At 70.8% G+C, this 15,276-nt stretch carries 20 protein-coding genes and 1 tRNA gene; 13 read left to right on the forward strand and 8 right to left on the reverse strand.

The window, feature by feature from the left end:
• Nucleotides 1–27: 27 nt before the first annotated feature.
• The 4 genes from CLT74_RS20540 (at nt 28) to CLT74_RS20555 (ending at nt 3,152) form a co-directional block, all read left to right on the forward strand.
• Nucleotides 28–366, forward strand: a complete 339-nt coding sequence (locus CLT74_RS20540) for a PadR family transcriptional regulator (RefSeq protein WP_099848008.1) — start codon at nt 28–30, stop codon at nt 364–366.
• Nucleotides 363–1,181: an ABC transporter ATP-binding protein gene (locus CLT74_RS20545; RefSeq protein ID WP_099848010.1), complete on the forward strand. Its 819-nt coding sequence runs from the start codon at nt 363–365 to the stop codon at nt 1,179–1,181. The genes CLT74_RS20540 and CLT74_RS20545 overlap by 4 nt, the downstream gene beginning before the upstream one ends.
• On the forward strand, nt 1,178–1,870 hold the full coding sequence (locus CLT74_RS20550; protein WP_099848012.1) for an ABC transporter permease: 693 nt from the start codon (nt 1,178–1,180) through the stop codon (nt 1,868–1,870). The genes CLT74_RS20545 and CLT74_RS20550 overlap by 4 nt, the downstream gene beginning before the upstream one ends.
• Nucleotides 1,871–1,940: 70 nt before the next feature.
• Nucleotides 1,941–3,152 carry a hypothetical protein gene (locus CLT74_RS20555; protein ID WP_099848014.1) on the forward strand — a complete coding sequence of 404 codons (1,212 nt, stop codon included), beginning with the start codon at nt 1,941–1,943 and terminating at the stop codon, nt 3,150–3,152.
• A gap of 7 nt (nt 3,153–3,159) precedes the next feature.
• On the opposite strand, the gene CLT74_RS20560 is transcribed toward CLT74_RS20555, so the two are convergent.
• Nucleotides 3,160–4,209, reverse strand: coding sequence for an NAD-dependent epimerase/dehydratase family protein (locus tag CLT74_RS20560; RefSeq protein ID WP_099852478.1), 1,050 nt, complete (start codon nt 4,207–4,209; stop codon nt 3,160–3,162).
• A gap of 105 nt (nt 4,210–4,314) precedes the next feature.
• Complete coding sequence (locus CLT74_RS20565) at nt 4,315–4,800, reverse strand: anthrone oxygenase family protein (RefSeq protein ID WP_099848016.1); 486 nt, start codon at nt 4,798–4,800, stop codon at nt 4,315–4,317.
• A 173-nt stretch (nt 4,801–4,973) separates the two neighbouring features.
• Here CLT74_RS20565 and CLT74_RS20570 point away from each other — a divergent pair.
• The 3 genes from CLT74_RS20570 (at nt 4,974) to CLT74_RS20580 (ending at nt 5,702) form a co-directional block, all read left to right on the forward strand.
• A tRNA-Lys gene (locus CLT74_RS20570) sits at nt 4,974–5,045 on the forward strand.
• A gap of 127 nt (nt 5,046–5,172) precedes the next feature.
• Nucleotides 5,173–5,448 (forward strand): type II toxin-antitoxin system prevent-host-death family antitoxin, encoded by a 276-nt coding sequence (locus tag CLT74_RS20575; RefSeq protein WP_099852482.1) that lies wholly within the window; start codon nt 5,173–5,175, stop codon nt 5,446–5,448.
• The gene (locus tag CLT74_RS20580; RefSeq protein WP_099848018.1) at nt 5,445–5,702 is read left to right on the forward strand and encodes a Txe/YoeB family addiction module toxin; all 258 of its coding nucleotides are present in this window, start codon (nt 5,445–5,447) and stop codon (nt 5,700–5,702) included. The genes CLT74_RS20575 and CLT74_RS20580 overlap by 4 nt, the downstream gene beginning before the upstream one ends.
• Before the next feature lie 25 nt (nt 5,703–5,727).
• On the opposite strand, the gene CLT74_RS20585 is transcribed toward CLT74_RS20580, so the two are convergent.
• From CLT74_RS20585 to CLT74_RS20595, 3 genes are all read right to left on the reverse strand, one after another.
• Complete coding sequence (locus CLT74_RS20585) at nt 5,728–6,102, reverse strand: type II toxin-antitoxin system VapC family toxin (RefSeq protein ID WP_099848020.1); 375 nt, start codon at nt 6,100–6,102, stop codon at nt 5,728–5,730.
• Nucleotides 6,099–6,353, reverse strand: a complete 255-nt coding sequence (locus CLT74_RS20590; protein WP_099852486.1) for a type II toxin-antitoxin system Phd/YefM family antitoxin — start codon at nt 6,351–6,353, stop codon at nt 6,099–6,101. The genes CLT74_RS20585 and CLT74_RS20590 overlap by 4 nt, the downstream gene beginning before the upstream one ends.
• A gap of 73 nt (nt 6,354–6,426) precedes the next feature.
• A complete protein-coding gene (locus tag CLT74_RS20595; RefSeq protein WP_099848022.1) occupies nt 6,427–7,287 on the reverse strand; it encodes an SDR family oxidoreductase in 861 nt (286 codons plus the stop codon).
• A gap of 123 nt (nt 7,288–7,410) precedes the next feature.
• Between CLT74_RS20595 and CLT74_RS20600 the strand changes: the two genes are divergently transcribed.
• Complete coding sequence (locus CLT74_RS20600) at nt 7,411–8,031, forward strand: TetR/AcrR family transcriptional regulator (protein ID WP_099848024.1); 621 nt, start codon at nt 7,411–7,413, stop codon at nt 8,029–8,031.
• 30 nt (nt 8,032–8,061) lie between these two features.
• On the opposite strand, the gene CLT74_RS20605 is transcribed toward CLT74_RS20600, so the two are convergent.
• On the reverse strand, nt 8,062–9,840 hold the full coding sequence (locus CLT74_RS20605; RefSeq protein WP_199172407.1) for an ABC transporter ATP-binding protein: 1,779 nt from the start codon (nt 9,838–9,840) through the stop codon (nt 8,062–8,064).
• A 107-nt stretch (nt 9,841–9,947) separates the two neighbouring features.
• On the opposite strand from CLT74_RS20605, the gene CLT74_RS20610 reads away from it, so the two are divergent.
• The 3 genes from CLT74_RS20610 to CLT74_RS20620 all read left to right on the forward strand — a co-directional run bounded on the left by CLT74_RS20610 (nt 9,948) and on the right by CLT74_RS20620 (nt 11,906).
• Nucleotides 9,948–10,379 carry a MarR family transcriptional regulator gene (locus CLT74_RS20610; RefSeq protein ID WP_099848028.1) on the forward strand — a complete coding sequence of 144 codons (432 nt, stop codon included), beginning with the start codon at nt 9,948–9,950 and terminating at the stop codon, nt 10,377–10,379.
• Nucleotides 10,380–10,422: 43 nt separating this feature from the next.
• Nucleotides 10,423–11,193 (forward strand): hypothetical protein, encoded by a 771-nt coding sequence (locus CLT74_RS20615; protein ID WP_099848030.1) that lies wholly within the window; start codon nt 10,423–10,425, stop codon nt 11,191–11,193.
• Between the two features lie 131 nt (nt 11,194–11,324).
• Complete coding sequence (locus tag CLT74_RS20620) at nt 11,325–11,906, forward strand: DUF1349 domain-containing protein (RefSeq protein ID WP_099848032.1); 582 nt, start codon at nt 11,325–11,327, stop codon at nt 11,904–11,906.
• A 101-nt stretch (nt 11,907–12,007) separates the two neighbouring features.
• Here CLT74_RS20620 and CLT74_RS20625 read toward each other — a convergent pair whose 3' ends face one another.
• On the reverse strand, nt 12,008–13,060 hold the full coding sequence (locus CLT74_RS20625; RefSeq protein WP_099848034.1) for a DUF2332 domain-containing protein: 1,053 nt from the start codon (nt 13,058–13,060) through the stop codon (nt 12,008–12,010).
• 45 nt (nt 13,061–13,105) lie between these two features.
• Nucleotides 13,106–13,819, reverse strand: coding sequence for a TetR/AcrR family transcriptional regulator C-terminal domain-containing protein (locus CLT74_RS20630; protein ID WP_099848036.1), 714 nt, complete (start codon nt 13,817–13,819; stop codon nt 13,106–13,108).
• A gap of 95 nt (nt 13,820–13,914) precedes the next feature.
• On the opposite strand from CLT74_RS20630, the gene CLT74_RS20635 reads away from it, so the two are divergent.
• Nucleotides 13,915–14,631 (forward strand): DUF4386 domain-containing protein, encoded by a 717-nt coding sequence (locus CLT74_RS20635; protein WP_099848038.1) that lies wholly within the window; start codon nt 13,915–13,917, stop codon nt 14,629–14,631.
• Between the two features lie 140 nt (nt 14,632–14,771).
• Nucleotides 14,772–15,269, forward strand: coding sequence for a hypothetical protein (locus CLT74_RS20640; protein WP_099848040.1), 498 nt, complete (start codon nt 14,772–14,774; stop codon nt 15,267–15,269).
• Nucleotides 15,270–15,276 lie beyond the last annotated feature (7 nt).

The following is a 15,276-nucleotide window of genomic DNA, read 5'->3' on the forward strand; positions in this document are numbered from 1 at the left end:
CTAGATAGCGGCACTAGGGTTCGGCCTGTGGATTCCGACCGTCGGGGGCAGTGGTTGCGCGGGGTGCTCGACCTTTGCGTGCTCGCCCTGCTGCGCGACGGCGAGTCCTACGGCTACCAGCTCGCCCAGTCGCTCGACGCCGCAGGCGTCGGACCGATCCAGGGCGGCACGCTCTACCCGGTGCTGCTGCGGCTGCAACGCACCGGGCTGGTCACCGCGCGGTGGCGGGAGGGCGCTTCCGGTCCGGCCCGCAAGTACTACCAACTCACCGACGACGGGCGAGCGGCCCTGCGGCACGGCGGCAACGCCTGGTTGGCGTTCGTGGCCCCGGTGACCAGCATCGTCACGAAGGGGGTCGACGGGTGAACGCCGACGACTGGCTGCGGGCGTTCGCGGCCGAGCTGTACCAGCGCCGGGTGGGCGGCGACGCCGCCCGGCATGTGGTCGCCGAGGCGGCCACCCACCTCCGCGAGGGCGGCGGTGATCCGTGGCTGGTCTTCGGCTCGCCGCAGGCGTACGCCGCCGCCATCGTGGAGAGCATCGGCACCGCGCCCGGCCCGCGCCCCGGCCCCGTCCGGCTGCACGCCCGGGGCATCACCAAGCGGTACGGCCGGCACGTGGTGCTCCGCGACGCGTCGCTCACCGTACGGGCCGGGCAGATCGCCGCGGTGGTCGGCGCGAACGGCTGCGGCAAGAGCACCTTCCTGCGGATCTGCGCCGGTCTGGTCTCACCGGACGTCGGGGAGGTGACCGTCTCGGGTCGGCTGGGCTACTGCCCGCAGCAGGGCGGTACCGCCGACTTTCTGCTGCCGGACGAGCATTTCGTGCTCGTGGGTGCCGGTCAGGGCGTACCTCGGGGGCCGGCCCGGCGGGCCGGCCGCGCGGCAGCCCGGCAGCTCGGCTGGGACGCCGAGGATGCCGTGCTCGCCCGCCACCTCTCCGGCGGTACGCGGCAGAAACTGAACCTCACCATGTCCACCCTGACGCAGCCGGACGTGCTGCTGCTCGACGAGCCGTACCAGGGCTTCGACCAGGGCAGCTACGTCAACCTCTGGGACCAGTTGACCCGGCTGCGCGACGAGGGACGGGCCATCGTGGTGGTCACCCACCTGCTCAACCAGCTCGACCGGGTCGACCTGGTGCTCGACCTGACCCCCGCCCACCAGGGAGGCCGATCGTGAACCGGCTGGTCACCGTGGCCGAGATGACGCTGCGGGAGTTGGCGCGCCGGCGGGGCGTGATCCTGCTTCTGCTGTTGATGCCGTTGACCTTCTGGCTGATCCGGCGCGACTCCTACGTCGGGCAGTCCGTGCGTGCGCTGCTGCTCGGCATCAGCTGGGCGGTCAGCACCGCAGCCCTCTTCGCCACCAGCGCGGCCCGCGAACTGGAGCCCCGGCTCCGGCTCGCCGGCTACCGGCCGCACCACCTCTACCTCGGGCGGATGCTCGGTTTGTGGGCGCTGGGGCTGGCCATCGCGGTGCCGTTCTTCCTGCTCACCGTCGTCGACGCGAACAACCTGCGGTACGGCGGGATCGCCGTGGCGATGCTCTGCTGCGTGGCCGTGGCCGCACCGTTCGGCATGTTGATAGGCGCGCTGCTGCCCCGCGAGCTGGAGGGCACACTGTTGCTGCTCACCGTGGTGGCGATGCAGATGCTGCTCGACCCGGCCGACGCGGGGGCGAAGCTGACACCGTTCTGGTCGAGCCGGGAGATCGCCACCTGGGCGGTGGACCACACCGACGACGGCTACCTGACCCGCGGTTTCCTGCACGGGATGGTGGTCACCGTGCTGCTGATCGTGACGGTGGCGGGAGTCTTCGCCGTCCGGCTACGCCAGCGGCGGCACCTGCACCACGTGCCGATCGCCTGATCCGTCCGGCCCACTGCGGACTCGGCTACATCGACACAGGCTTCATTGACACAGGCCCTAGCATCACGGGGTGCGCCTCCGATCCTCCACCGCCACTGTCGCATTCGGCGTCGCCATCGCCGTGCTCACCGCGTGCAGCCCGTCCGTGCCGAGCGCCGACCCGCGCGGCGCGCAGGCCCCGGTGGGCGACGCCTCCTCGACACCCACGCCGGGGCAGGAGCCGGGCGCGCAGGCCAACCCGGCGGCCAAGACCGGGTTGGGCAGCCCGGACCCCACTGCCAGCCCCTCCCCGTCCGGCGCGTCCCGGCAGCCACGCGACACCGGCAACCCGAGCGGACGGGTGACCGTACCGGCGGCCGGGCGGGCGGTCGACACGTCGAAGCCGACCCGTACCGTCGGTAACGGAACCGCCGACAGTTGCACCTCCGCCGCCGTCATCCGGGCGGTCGCGGCCGGCGGGATCATCACCTTCGACTGCGGCCCCGACCCGGTCACCATCCGGATGACCGCCACCGCCAAGGTACGCAACGCCAACGGCCCGCAGGTGGTGCTCGACGGCGGCGGCAAGGTCACCCTCAGCGGGCAGGGCAAGCGGCGCATCCTCTACATGAACACCTGCGACGCGTTGCAGGGCTGGACCACCTCGCACTGCGACAACCAGGATCACCCGCGACTGACCGTGCAGAACCTCACCTTCGCCGACGGTGACGCCACCGGCCAGCGCACCGAGGGCGGCGGCGGTGGGGCGATCTTCGTCCGGGGTGGCCGGTTCAAGGTGGTCAACTCGCGCTTCGTCGACAACCGCTGCGACCGGACCGGCCCGGACCTGGGCGGTGCCGCGATCCGGGTCCTCGACCAGCACGACGACCAGCCGGTGTACGTGGTCAACAGCACCTTCACCGGCGGTTCCTGCGCCAACGGCGGTGCACTGAGCAGCATCGGCGTGTCCTGGGTGGTCCTCAACAGCGTGCTGCGGAACAACGACGCGGTGGGCGAGGGCGCCAACCCGGCCCGCTCCGGCACGCCTGGCGGCGGCAGCGGCGGGGCGATCTACTGCGACGGCAACACGTTCTCCGTACGCCTCGCCGGCACCGTCGTCGAGGACAACGACGCCCGGGAGGGCGGTGGGGCGATCTTCTTCGTCAGCAACGACCGCACCGGCACCCTGCGCATCGAGAACTCAACCCTGCGCCGCAACCCCAGCCGGGGCTTCCAGACCCACCCCGGCATCTTCTTCCAGGGCTCCGGCAAACCGACATTCACCGCCTCCACCGTCCGCTGACCCAAGGTCAGTAGGGGTTGCCGACGCCTGCGGGGAAGGTGGGCGAGATGGACAGGGGCGGGCTGGCGGTCTGCGACCGGTCGGCCAAGCCGCGGAACAGCTCCCGCAGGGCGCTCACCGAGTCGACACTCGGGCGCCAGCCAAGCTCGGTTTCGGCCCGCTCGCTGGACATCAGCGGCGCGTTGAGCGCCAGGTCCACCCAGCCCGCGTCGACAGGTTGCAGCCGCGCCCGCCAGGTGAGCGCGGCGGCGGCCCGCAGCACCGGGGCGGCCACCGGCACCGTCCAGCCGTGGAAGTGCCGGGCCACCAGCTCGGGAGTCAGCACCGGGTCCGTGGCGACATTGAAAGCGCCACGGGCGTCACTCATGATCGCCCGGGCGTAGGCGTCAGCCACGTCGTCGGCGTGCACCACCTGCATCCGCAGCCGACGATTCGTCGGCACCAGCGGCAGCCGGCCGTACCGGAGCAGCCGCACCGGGGCCAGCGGGCCGAGGAAGTAGCGGCTGATCTCGGTGCCCGCCTCCCGTTGAAAGATCAACCCGGGACGCAGCCGGACCAGCCGTAGGCTCGGATGGCTCCGCTCGATCCCGTCGAGCATCTCCTCGACCGCCGCCTTGTCCTGGCTGTACGACGATCCGGGCACGCCTGTCGTCGGCCAGCGCTCGCTTATCGGCGCGTCCTTCGGGCCGGGCGCGTAGGTGCCGACCGACGAGGCGTACACCAGGGCCGGCACCCGGGCGCGCAGCACCGCGTCGACCACCGCCCGGCTGCCGCCGACATTTGTCCGCCGCAACACGTGCTGGTCGTGGCTGGGCTGGATCTGCCAGGCCAGGTGCACCACCGCGTCGGCACCGGCGAAGACGCCGGCAAGCTCGTCCACCGCGCCCGCCAGCCCGATGTCGCAGGAGTGCCACCGCACCGCGTCGTACGGCTCACCCGCCCCGTCCGGTGGCAGCCGCCGCGCCACCCCGACGATCTCCACGTCGCGCTCGCGCCGCAACCGACGCAGCAGCGCCGACCCGACGTTCCCGCTCGCTCCCACGACCACGATCCGCATGCCCGGTCCGTACCCGGTCAGCCGCTTTCCAAGCACCCCCGCCGGGGCTGTCGTCTTTTACGCGCTCGCGGCACCGAGTCGCGGCTGCGGCGGGGCACCGGCTGCTCAGCGGACGAGCAGCGCGCCGATCAGGCAGGCGAAGGCGGCGGCCGAGCTGACCGTACGGACCAGGTTCCACCGCACCCACGGCGCCTCGAACCACTGCCGTACCTCTGCCAGATCGTCGATCCCGTCGACCGGCCCGGCGGCCTCCAACCGGTTGTTGAGCGGCACGTTGCACCGCCCCGTCACCCCGAGCGTGATCAGATGGCTGACCAGCGCGGCGATCAGCCAGCCGAGCACCGCACCGCCAGCGCCGAGATGCCCGACCACCGCCACCACCACGAGCAGCGGCCCACCGAGAAAGGCCGACAGAAACCAGCCGTTGATGATCTTCCGATTGATCGACTGCATGGTGCCGACCAGGGTCCGACCGTCGGTCGCGGCCAGACCCGGCATCACCGAGCAGGCGTACGCGAAGAACAGCCCCGCCACCAGCCCGGTCGTCAGCGTGGCCCCGGCCAGGACGGCGAGCCGAATCGGCTCCGACATGCGGCACCTCCAGAGACACAGGGCAGCCCGACCAGCGACGAGGTCCGCGCCGGCCCAGCCGATCCTGCCAGCCGACGTCCACCCGTACCCTGGCCGGAGCCGCCACCACGCATCGACAGCGGGGCCGGAAGCCGCGAGCCCGCTCCCGGAGGTGTCCGGTAACCTGAGCGCGCGGGCCGCTAGCTCAATGGCAGAGCTGTGGACTTTTAATCCATAGGTTCAGGGTTCGAGTCCCTGGCGGCCCACTCTTACGCAGGTCAGCGGCGCCTTTCGGGTCACTGTCGCCGCGGTCCGGGGCGGCGCAGCAACGACCGAGAGGGAGACACCAACCACTCCGAGGTACAGTTTTCTGTACCTGCACTGGAGGTGGTCATGCGGACCGTGAACTTCACCCAGCTACGCCAGAACCTCGCCGCCGAACTCGACAGCGTCATCAACGACGCCGAGGAAGTGGTGGTGACCCGGTCGGGCCACGAGCCCGTGGTGATCGTGTCGCTGGCCGAATACGAGTCGATGAAGGAAACCGAATACCTCCTGCGCAGCCCGAGCAACGCCGCAGCCCTGCGCCGATCGATCGCCGAGCTTGAGCAGGGCGACACGGCTGAGCGGGAGCTGACCGACCCGGACACCGGGCGGGACGCCGCGTGAGGCTGGTCTTCACCGCGACAGCATGGAGCCAGTACCTCAGCCACACCGACCGCAAGCTGGTCAAGCGCATCAACGACCTGATCGCGGACGTGATGCGCAACGGGTACGAGGGCATCGGCAAGCCGGAGCCCCTGCGGGGCGAGCTGTCCGGCTTCTGGTCCCGCCGGATCGATCGCGAACACCGGCTGGTGTACCGGATCACCAAGGAGGACGTCGAGATCGTCGCCTGCCGCTACCACTACGGCGACCGATAGCGGCCGGGCGACGGTCAGGGCACCGTCACACCTTGAGGACGTCCACGTCGTACCGCGCGATCGATACGTCGCGGGTGGCCAGGGTCAACCTCTCGGTGATCGCCTGCGCCACGAGCATGCGGTCGAACGGGTCACGGTGGTGCGGTGGCAGGCGGCCGGCGGCGATGGCATGGGCGTAGGTCACCGGGAGCTCTCGGAAGCCCATGTCCCTCACCCGCTCCGCCAGATCAGGTGGGCCACCAAGTTTCCCGGCGTTCTGCTTGATGGTGATCTCCCACAGGCTGACCGGGGAGAGGAAGATGTCCGGCTCGTGGCGTAGCTGCTCGAGGAATTCAGTGCTGAGGGTGGCATCGCCGGTGATGGCCCAGAGCACGACATGCGTGTCGAGCAGCAGGGTCATGCGCCGATGCCGAAGTCGGCGGCGATCTCGGCATTGGTCTGGGGGGAGTCCCAGTCACCCGAGAGGTCCAACTGGCCGGCGAGGGAACCGATCGCGGTGCGGTTCGCCCGCCGCACCAGCGGCACCACCTTCGCAACAGGCGTGCCCGCCCGGTCGATGATGATTTCTTCGCCGCGTTCGACCCGTTCGATGATGCGCGACAGGTGGGTTTTGGCGTCATGCATGTTGTAGTGCACGGCTTCGGCCGACATCATCTGACCTCCTCGTTAGCTAACAGCTTAGCCAAATCGGTCCGATGCGTCACCGGCACACCGGATGAGCTGGTCAGTGCTCACCGCCGGGGGCCGGGACGGCGTGCTCGGCGGCTCGGCTGACCTGTTCCCAGCTGGCCCAGGTGTCCATCCGCCGACGCGAGATGTCGAACGCGAGGTCGTAGACCATGCTGCCGAGCAGGAGACGCAGCGGTGGGTCGTCGCTGTCGACAAGTTTGAGCAGCGCCTCGGCGGCGAGCCGGGGCTCGCTGTCGATCGAGCCTTCCGCCCACTGCCGCTCGATCTCGGCCCGCAACGGCGCGTAGGCATCGATCGGGCTGGTGGAGGTCATGCTGGTGTACAGGTCGGTCCAGTAGCCGCCGGGCTGCACGATGCTGACCTTGACGCCGAAGGCCGCCGCCTCCATCGCCAGGGACTCGGCCATGCCTTCGAGGGCGAACTTGCTCGCGCTGTACATGCCGGTGGTCGGGAATCCGCCGAGTGCGGCGATGCTGGAGATCTGCACGATGTGGCCGGCGCGTCGGGCGCGCAGGTGCGGCAGCACGGCCTGGCTGACCCAGAGTGCTCCGAAGAGGTTCACCTCGAACTGGCTGCGCGCCTCAGCTTCGGTGAACTCTTCGATCATTCCCATGGACATGGTGCCGGCGTTGTTGACGACGATGTCGAGCCGCCCGAAGTGCTCGACCGCTGTGGTCACGGCGGCGAAGACCGCCGCCCGGTCGGTCACGTCGAGCCGCAGGGTGAGCAGCCGGTCGCCGTACCGCTCATCGAAGTCGTCTCGGGTGACGGTCCGAGCGGCAGCGACCACCTGGTCACCGCTTTCGAGTGCCGCGACGGCGAACGCACGGCCCAGACCCCGGCTGGCGCCGGTGATGAACCAGGTACGCGGTGTGGTGCTGGCGGAGCTGGGCATCTACGGGTCCCCCTCACAGATGCGAGACGGAACGGTCCGTCTCGTTTCACGGACAGAAGCTAGCCGCTTCCCGCCCACCTGTCAAGACGAGACGGTCCGTCTCGCTCTTGATAGGGTGCGTGCATGACGGCACAGCGCAGCGCGACGCCCGACCCGGCCCGCAGAAGAGAGGCCTCGCGACGGGCCATCCTCACCGCGGCGTTCGATCTCCTCCAGGAAGTCGGGTACGCCAAACTCAGCATCGAGGGCATCGCCGCCCGTGCCGGCGTCGGCAAACAGACCATCTACCGCTGGTGGCCGTCCAAGGGGACAGTCATCTTCGATGCCTTCCTCATGCTCAGTGAGGGGGCAGCGGGTGGGCCCCCGACCTTGCCCGACACCGGCGACCTGGCAGCCGACCTGACGGCGGTGCTGCGCGCCACTGTCGTCGAATTGAACGATCCCCGGTACGACAAGCCGATGCGCGCGCTGGCCACCGAGATCGCGCACGACCCCGAGCTGGCGGCCACCTACGCCGAACGGTTGGACGGGCCGTTGAAGGCGGCCAAGCGGGAACGGCTGCGCAGCGCGCAACGGGCCGGGCAGCTCGCCGAGGACCTCGACCTCGACGTGGCCGTGGAAATGATCTGGGGACCGGTGCTCAACCGTTGGTTGCAGCGCACGGGGCCGCTCACCGCCGAGTACGCCGACCGCGTCGTCACCACCGCCCTCGACGGCCTACGGCCCCGCCCGTCGGGACACTGAGCCCGCCACGCCGTCGGTGCCGAGTGACACTCAGGCGGCCAGGGCGGCGTAGCGGCCGTTGCGGTCCAGCAGGCTGTGGTGGTCGCCGGCCTCGACGACCCGGCCGTGGTCGAGCACCGCGATCTGGTCGGCGTCGCGGACCGTGGACAGCCGGTGGGCGATGGTGATGGTGGTACGGCCCTCGGCGAGCGCGTCGAACGCACGCTGCACGGCCCGTTCGGTCTCCGTGTCCAGCGCGCTTGTGGCCTCGTCGAGGACCAGGATGCGCGGGTCGCGCAGCAGCGTACGGGCGATGGCCAGCCGCTGCTTCTCGCCGCCGGAGAACCGGTGGCCGCGCGAGCCGACAACCGTGTCGTACCCGTCGGGCAGCCCGGCGATCAGATCGTGGATCTGCGCGGCGCGGGCGGCTTCCTCGATGTCCGCGTCGGTGGCGTCCGGGCGGGCGTAGCGGAGGTTCTCCCGGACGGTGGTGTGCAGCAGGTACGTCTCCTGGCTGACCACACCGACGATCGCGGCCAGGTCGGCCAGGCGCAGGTCGCGCAGGTCGACGCCGTCGATGGTGACGCGGCCGGCGGTGGGGTCGTACAGCCGGCTGATCAGCCCGGCGAGGGTGCTCTTGCCGGAGCCGGTCTCGCCGACCAGGGCGAGGCTGGTGCCGGCGGGCACGTCGAGGGTGATCCCGGCGAGCGCGGCGGTGTCGTTGCCGGGGTAGGTGAAGGTGACGTCTGCCAGGCGCAGGTGTCCGCGTACCCGGGCGGGATCGAGCCGGACGGGCTCGGTGGGGTCGGCCACGTCGACCGGCAGGTCGAGGTACTCGAAGATCCGGGCGAACAGCGCCAGCGACGCGGCGAGTGAGACACCCACGTTGAGCAACCCCATGAGCGGCCTGAACAAGCCGCTCTGCAGGGCGGTGAACGCGACAAGGGTGCCGATGCTCAGGGTGCCGGCGGTGCCGGGTAGCCCGGCGGCGAGGTAGATGACCGCCGGTACGGCGGCGAAGATGATGCTCATCGAGGCCATCCGCCAGCGACCGGCCAACTCGCTGCGCAACTCCAGGTCGACAAGCCGGGTCGACGAGGCGGTGAACCTGTCGACGAGAGCGGGACCGGTGCCGAGCGTCTTGGCGAGCTGCACCCCGCTGATCGACAACCCTTCCTCGACCGTGACGTTGAGGTCGGCGAGTTCGCGCTGGCGTTGGGCGGTGATCTCGCGCCGCATCCGGGCGACGCGGCGGGTCAACCAGATCGCCGGCGGCAGCACGACAAGCGAGACCAGAGAGAGTTGCCAGGAGAGTGCCAGCATGGCGACAGCTGTCGCGACCACTGTGGTCAGGTTGGACGCGACGGCGGTGGCGGTGGAGGTGACCACCGTCTGCATGCCACCGATGTCGTTCGTGATGCGGGACTGCACCTCTCCGGTGCGGGTACGGGTGAAGAAGCCGAGCGACTGCCGCTGGAGGTGGCGGAAGACGTCGGTACGCAGCCGGTGCATGACCCGCTGACCGACCTGGGTGGAGATCCAGGTCTGCACGACGCCGAGGGCGGCGGTCACGGCGGCCACGGCGACCATGCCGACGACCAGCCAGACCAGCAGCGTCACGTCGCCCTCCGGCAGCGCCCGGTCGATCACCGCACGCAGCAGGAACGGGTTGGCCATCGCGATGATCGAGGAGACCACGATGATCGCGGTGACGGCGACGAGCGCGGGCCGGTGGGGCGTGAAGAGGCGGCCGATGCGGCGCAGCGACACCTGACGGGCCTGCGCCTTCTCCTCGGCGGTGAGGGTGCGGTGGCCGCGGTCGCGGCCCATGGGGTTGGGTTCCAAGAGGCACTGCCTTTCGGTGGGGATCAGGGGCCAGATTTGCTGAGGTTACCTCATCATGAGGTAGCAACCGCATCGGCTGTTACCGTATTCCGGTGACCTCGGAGACCGCCGGCAGCGCGGACGACGAAAGCCTGTCGGAGACGTTCTGGGCGGTGGCGTCCCGACTGCGCCGACAGACCCGGGAGTCCCTCGCGCCGTGGGACGTCACCCCGAGCCAGTCGCGGGCGCTCGGGGTGCTGGTGCGGCACGGCGAGGTACGCCCCGGCACGCTCGCCGAACACCTGCGCATCGCACCGCGTTCGGCCACCGAGGTCGTCGACGACCTTGAAGCCCGTGGACTGGTGAACCGCCGACCCGACCCGGCCGACCGACGGGCCACCCTGGTCGCGCTCACCGAGGAAGGCCGCCGGGTCAGCGCCGCGATCCGGACGGCCCGCCGAGCCGAGGCGGACCGGTTCTTCGGCCACCTCGACGCCGCCGATCGGGTGGAGCTGGCCCGTATCCTGCGTACCCTCCGGTCATGAGCGCCGGTACGGCGGGTGCGGAGGTCTGTCAGACTCGCACGGCGTGAGGCATCAGCAGATTCTGGACAAGCTCGCCGCGCCGGCCCTCGTCCGCGCGCTGAACGAGGACCTGGCCCGGTGGGTGGGCTGGCAGATGCTGGCCCACCCGAAGGATCACCGCGAGATGGAACGGGCGGTGATCCCACCAATCCTCGCCCGCTGGCGGTGTCTGCTCGACGCCGACGACACCGCCCCGGCGACGCGGCACCGCGGCTGGGTGGCGATGGCCGTCCTGCTGCATCGGTACGGCCTCGCCGACGAAGCCGTCACGGCCCACGCGCTGGCCGCCATCGACGCGCTCAACCGCGACGTCGTGCTCTCCGACGCCTTTGCCCGACAGTCTCCGGCCATCAAGAACTTCCTGACCGCGCCGCCGCCACCACTGACTCGCCGGCCGCCCCGGCCCAGGACCCCGACGCTCCTGCGCCCGGGAGATGTGGTGTCCGTTCAGCTGGAGGGCAGCTACTACGCGGCGTTCGTACACCAGCTGGCGGGGACCAACGAGTACCCGGTCATCGAGTTCTACTCCGGCCGTTTCACGCAGCCACCGACGTCGGACCAGTTGGCCGGCCGGGCCGCCGTCCGGGACCGGGGCCAGGCCCGGTTCGGGGTGGTCGGGCTCACCTACCTGCCCGACCCCGCCAATCAGTTCCGAGCGGTGGCCGCTCCGCACCAGCAACCACCGCTGAGCGCCGATCCCAGGCCGGGCGAGGGCCTGTACACGATCACCGACATCATCCGGTTGCAAGTCGCCATCACCCGCCTGTTCCACTGAGCGCACGGCATGACGAGACCCGGTCAGCGCCGGGCGGGCGTCCAGGTGGCAGCGCTCTCATGAGCGGCTGAGCTGGTCAGACCCGTCCGAGCGGGTTGCGGTCGCCGAGTCCCGCCGGCACGCTTGCCGTCATGTCGATCGAGCGGCTCGAATGGCAGGACGTCGATGGCAATCGCGTCGCGCCACCAGGAGTCGGGCTGCTGAGCGCGTCCGCCCGGACGGACTGGTTCGCCGACCCGGCTGGCGGCGAACCGACCGGCTCGGCACCGCTCACCCTGACCCGGATCGACCACGACTTCCAGCTCAGCGCCCTGGTCGAGGCACCGCTGGCGGAAACCTATGACGCGGTCACGCTGTTCATCCATGGTGGGCCGTCCACCTGGGCGAAGCTGGCCCTGGAGCGATCACCGGCCGGTACGGACATGATCGTCACCGTGGTGACCCGCGAGGTCTCCGACGACGCCAACGGAGTCGCCGTGTCGCAGCCCGGACGGTCCTGGCTGCGGATCTCCCGCATAGGCGCGGTGTACGCGTTCCACCACTCCGACGACGGCGCGCACTGGGCGCTCGCCCGGCTGTTCACGCTCGGGCCGGTGGCCGGGCACCGGGTCGGATTCAGCGTGCAGTCGCCGATGGGTGACGGGCTCAGCGCCCGCGTGACGGACATCAGGATCACCGCCACCACGCTTGCCGACGCGCGGAACGGCTCCTGATTCGGCCGCCGGACGGCGTCGGACCGCGCTCGGTGCAGCCGCGCCCATCCGGGCCACCCGGCCCGAGCGGGCTCCCGCAGCGCCGGTCGGGGCCGATAACGCTAGGACCCGTCGTTCATCGCGGGGAGCGGTTCCAACCAGGCGAGGTGGCCGTCGGCGACCGCGATGGTCCGGCTTCCCGTCGCGTCGGTGGCGGTCAGGCCGACGCCCGGCCGGCCCGACGGTGCGACGAGCTGGTCGTCCTCCAGGGCGAGGTGCAGCAGCGGCCCGTCCGCACCGAAGGCCGCCACCGCAGCGTCGAACGCCGGACGCTCCTCGGCGGGTACGTGGATCCGCGTCGCGGTGTGCACGACGAGTCGCGGCAGCCCCGGTGGCAGCGTCGCCGCGACCGTGGGGCCGATCTCGATGGCGTTGCCGGCCACCACGCGCGGCGGATCGGCCGCCGCCTCGGCCATCGCCGCCTGCAACTGCGCCGCCTGATGCGAGTTCTCCGGCCACACGAGCGCACGCAGCCACGCCCGGTCGTCGGTGTCGGTGAGGTCCGGCGGAGCCAGGTCGATGCCGACCGCGTCGGCGATCTCCGGTAGCTGGTCCAGGTCGGGCAGCGGACCGGGGTCCGGCACGTCCACTTCGATGTGGACCGACGAACTGCGGTCGCCGACGGGTGTGCCACCCACGGTGTAGGCGTACCGATCGGCGCGGAGGTTCAATCCCGCGCTACAGCCCACCTCGACTACGCAGACGGGCTCCGATGTCGTGCGGCGCAGCAGCGCCAGGCCGAGCCGGAGCACCATTGCACGCTGTACGTGATTGGTCTGCACCAGGCGCCTGTCGAGCAGTGACGCGATCCGGGTCGCGTACGCGGCGCAGAAGCGTGCGAAGGCCGGGCCGGTGCCCGCGTCGACGGGACGAGCGGCGGCACCGGCCAGAGACGGGTAGTACTCGGCCAGCGGATCGGGCGTCCCGGCCAGCAGCAGGTAGTGGACCGCGCCGAAGAGCGCGAACGTGGGCTGCTGGCCGGGGCGCGTGCGGGCCGCCAGTTCTAGCAGGGACTCATCGTCCGCCACGACCGCGAGCAGCCGGCTGTACAGCGGCGAGCTGCCGAACCCACGGGCCGTCCGGAACGCCTCCGCGATACCGCCGATGTCCTGCATCAGCCGACGGTAGCGGTCGGCGGACGGGGTGAGCGGTGGCCGTAGTCACAGGTCACTGTGGCCGGTCGGGTTGGCGGATCGGCTGCGCGCCTGTTCCAGGCCGTCGAAGAGCAGATCGAGGGTGAACTCGAACTCGGTCTGACTGTCGCACCAGCCCAGGGTCGGGTCGGTGGCAGCGTGCATCTCGGCGGCGACCATCGCCGCCAGGTGCGGCAACTGCTCGGCCAGCACGGCCAGGTCCGCCTCGGCGGCGTCGGTATCCGCACCGGTGGCGGGTTGGAAGACCTCCTGGGCGAAGCCGAGGGCCAGGCTGCCGAACGCGTGCAGCGCCCGGTGGGCGATCCGGTACGAGAAGCCGCCGTCGATCAGGGTGGCGAGGATGCCCTCGTAGTACCCGTACACCCCGGCGGGAATTGTCGGGCGGGAGCTGAGCAGCGCGGGTGCCCACGGGTGTCGCAGCATGACTGCACGCGCGGCGAGGAAACGCAGGCGGAGCCGGGTACGCCAGTCGCCGCCGGCCGCGTCCGTCTCAGCCGCTCCGGCGGCTGCGACGATCTCGGCGACCACGGCATCGACGAGGCCGTCGAGCAGCCCTTCCTTGCCGGGCAGGTGGTGGTAGAGGGACATCGCCTCGACGCCGAGGTCGGCGGCGAGGCGGCGCATCGTCAGCGCCGCCATCCCCTCCGCGTCCACGAGCGCGATCGCGGCGGCCAGCGCCCGGTCCCGGCTCAGCGGCTCCCGGCGTTTGCTCGCTCCCATGCGGCTCCCATCTCCCCTTGACCTTACAACGTATGGTTGCCTTACGACGTAAGGCTGATCTCGCCACCCGAGCTTTTGCGAACGAAGGAGCCACAATGCACCCGCTGATCCGCACCGCCCGGACGACCGGGCTGTTCTACCTCGGCCTCGGCATCGCCGGCGCACTGGGTTTCCTCACCATCCGCCCCATGATCTTCGACGCCGGTGCTGCCGACGCGACCCTCGCCAACCTGGTCGCCAACCAGTCGCTGGCGCGTCTCGGGGTGGCCCTCGAACTGCTTGTCGTCCTCACCCAGACGCTCGCCGCCGTCTGGTTCTACCGGCTGTTCCGTACCGTCGACAGCACCGCCGCCGGCAGCATCGCCGCCTTCGGCATCGTCAACGCCGTGGCGATCCTCGGCAGCGCCGCCATGCTCGCGACCGCCGTGGGGGTGGCCACCGGCGGGGCCGGCGGGACCGCCGACACCGTGCAACTGCTGTACCTCGTCAGCGAGAACCTGTGGGGGGTGGGCGGGCTCTTCTTCGGCCTCTGGCTGATCCCGATGGGCTGGTGCGTACTGCGCTCGGGTTGGTTGCCCCGGCCGCTCGGCTGGCTCCTCGTCGCCGGTGGGCTGGGCTACCTGCTCATGACCTTCGTCAGCTACCTCGCCCCCGGCGCCGGGATCATCGCCGACCTGTTGGTGGTACCCGCCACCGTGGGCGAGTTCTGGATCCTCGGCTACCTGATCATCTTCGGTGTCCGGAAGCAGGCGCTCACCGAGACCCGGCCGGCGACGCCGGTCGCACCGCTCACCACCGCGTCACCCGCCTGAACGCTCCGCCGGCCCCGGGTCGTTTCCCGCCCGGGTACGCCCAGCCCGGGGCCGGCCGCCCTGCCGTGTCGTTGATCCGGTTGTGCCCGTCACCCGCCGGTGACCACTGTGGGTGCGCCGAGAGTCCGGGAGGGACGCCGATGACAAGCGAACGCGAGACCGTCGAGGTCGAACCCGCCCTGTTCCAAGCCGTCTACGACTCGCCCGCTGCACTGCCCGGCCGGCACCGCTGGACCACCCCCGAGTCCGACGTACGGCGGATCGAGAAGCTGCTCAACATGCCGCCCCGCACCATCGGCGCGCCGCTCTGGGTCAGCGGCGACCAGCCGGACTGCCCGAAGTGCGGTCGCCGGATCACCTGGTACGACATCGTCGCCTCGGCCCTGAAGGGCGTGCACGACCCGATGATGATCGCAACCGTGATCCTCGGCGACCGCCGCTACGTCAACACCGGACTGCCCGCCGCCATCCCCGGCGTACGCTGCGCCGACTGCCGGTCGCCGATCGAAGGGCTACGCAGTTTCAAGTGCCACAACTGGGCGTACGCCTTCGAGGAGCTGGAGGCCGTGCGGCAGCGGATGGCCGGCGGCCCGAACCCCGGCGACCACCTGCCGCAGCCTGGGCCGTCCGTGCACTGAGCTTCGA

The organism is Verrucosispora sp. CNZ293 (assembly GCF_002754655.1).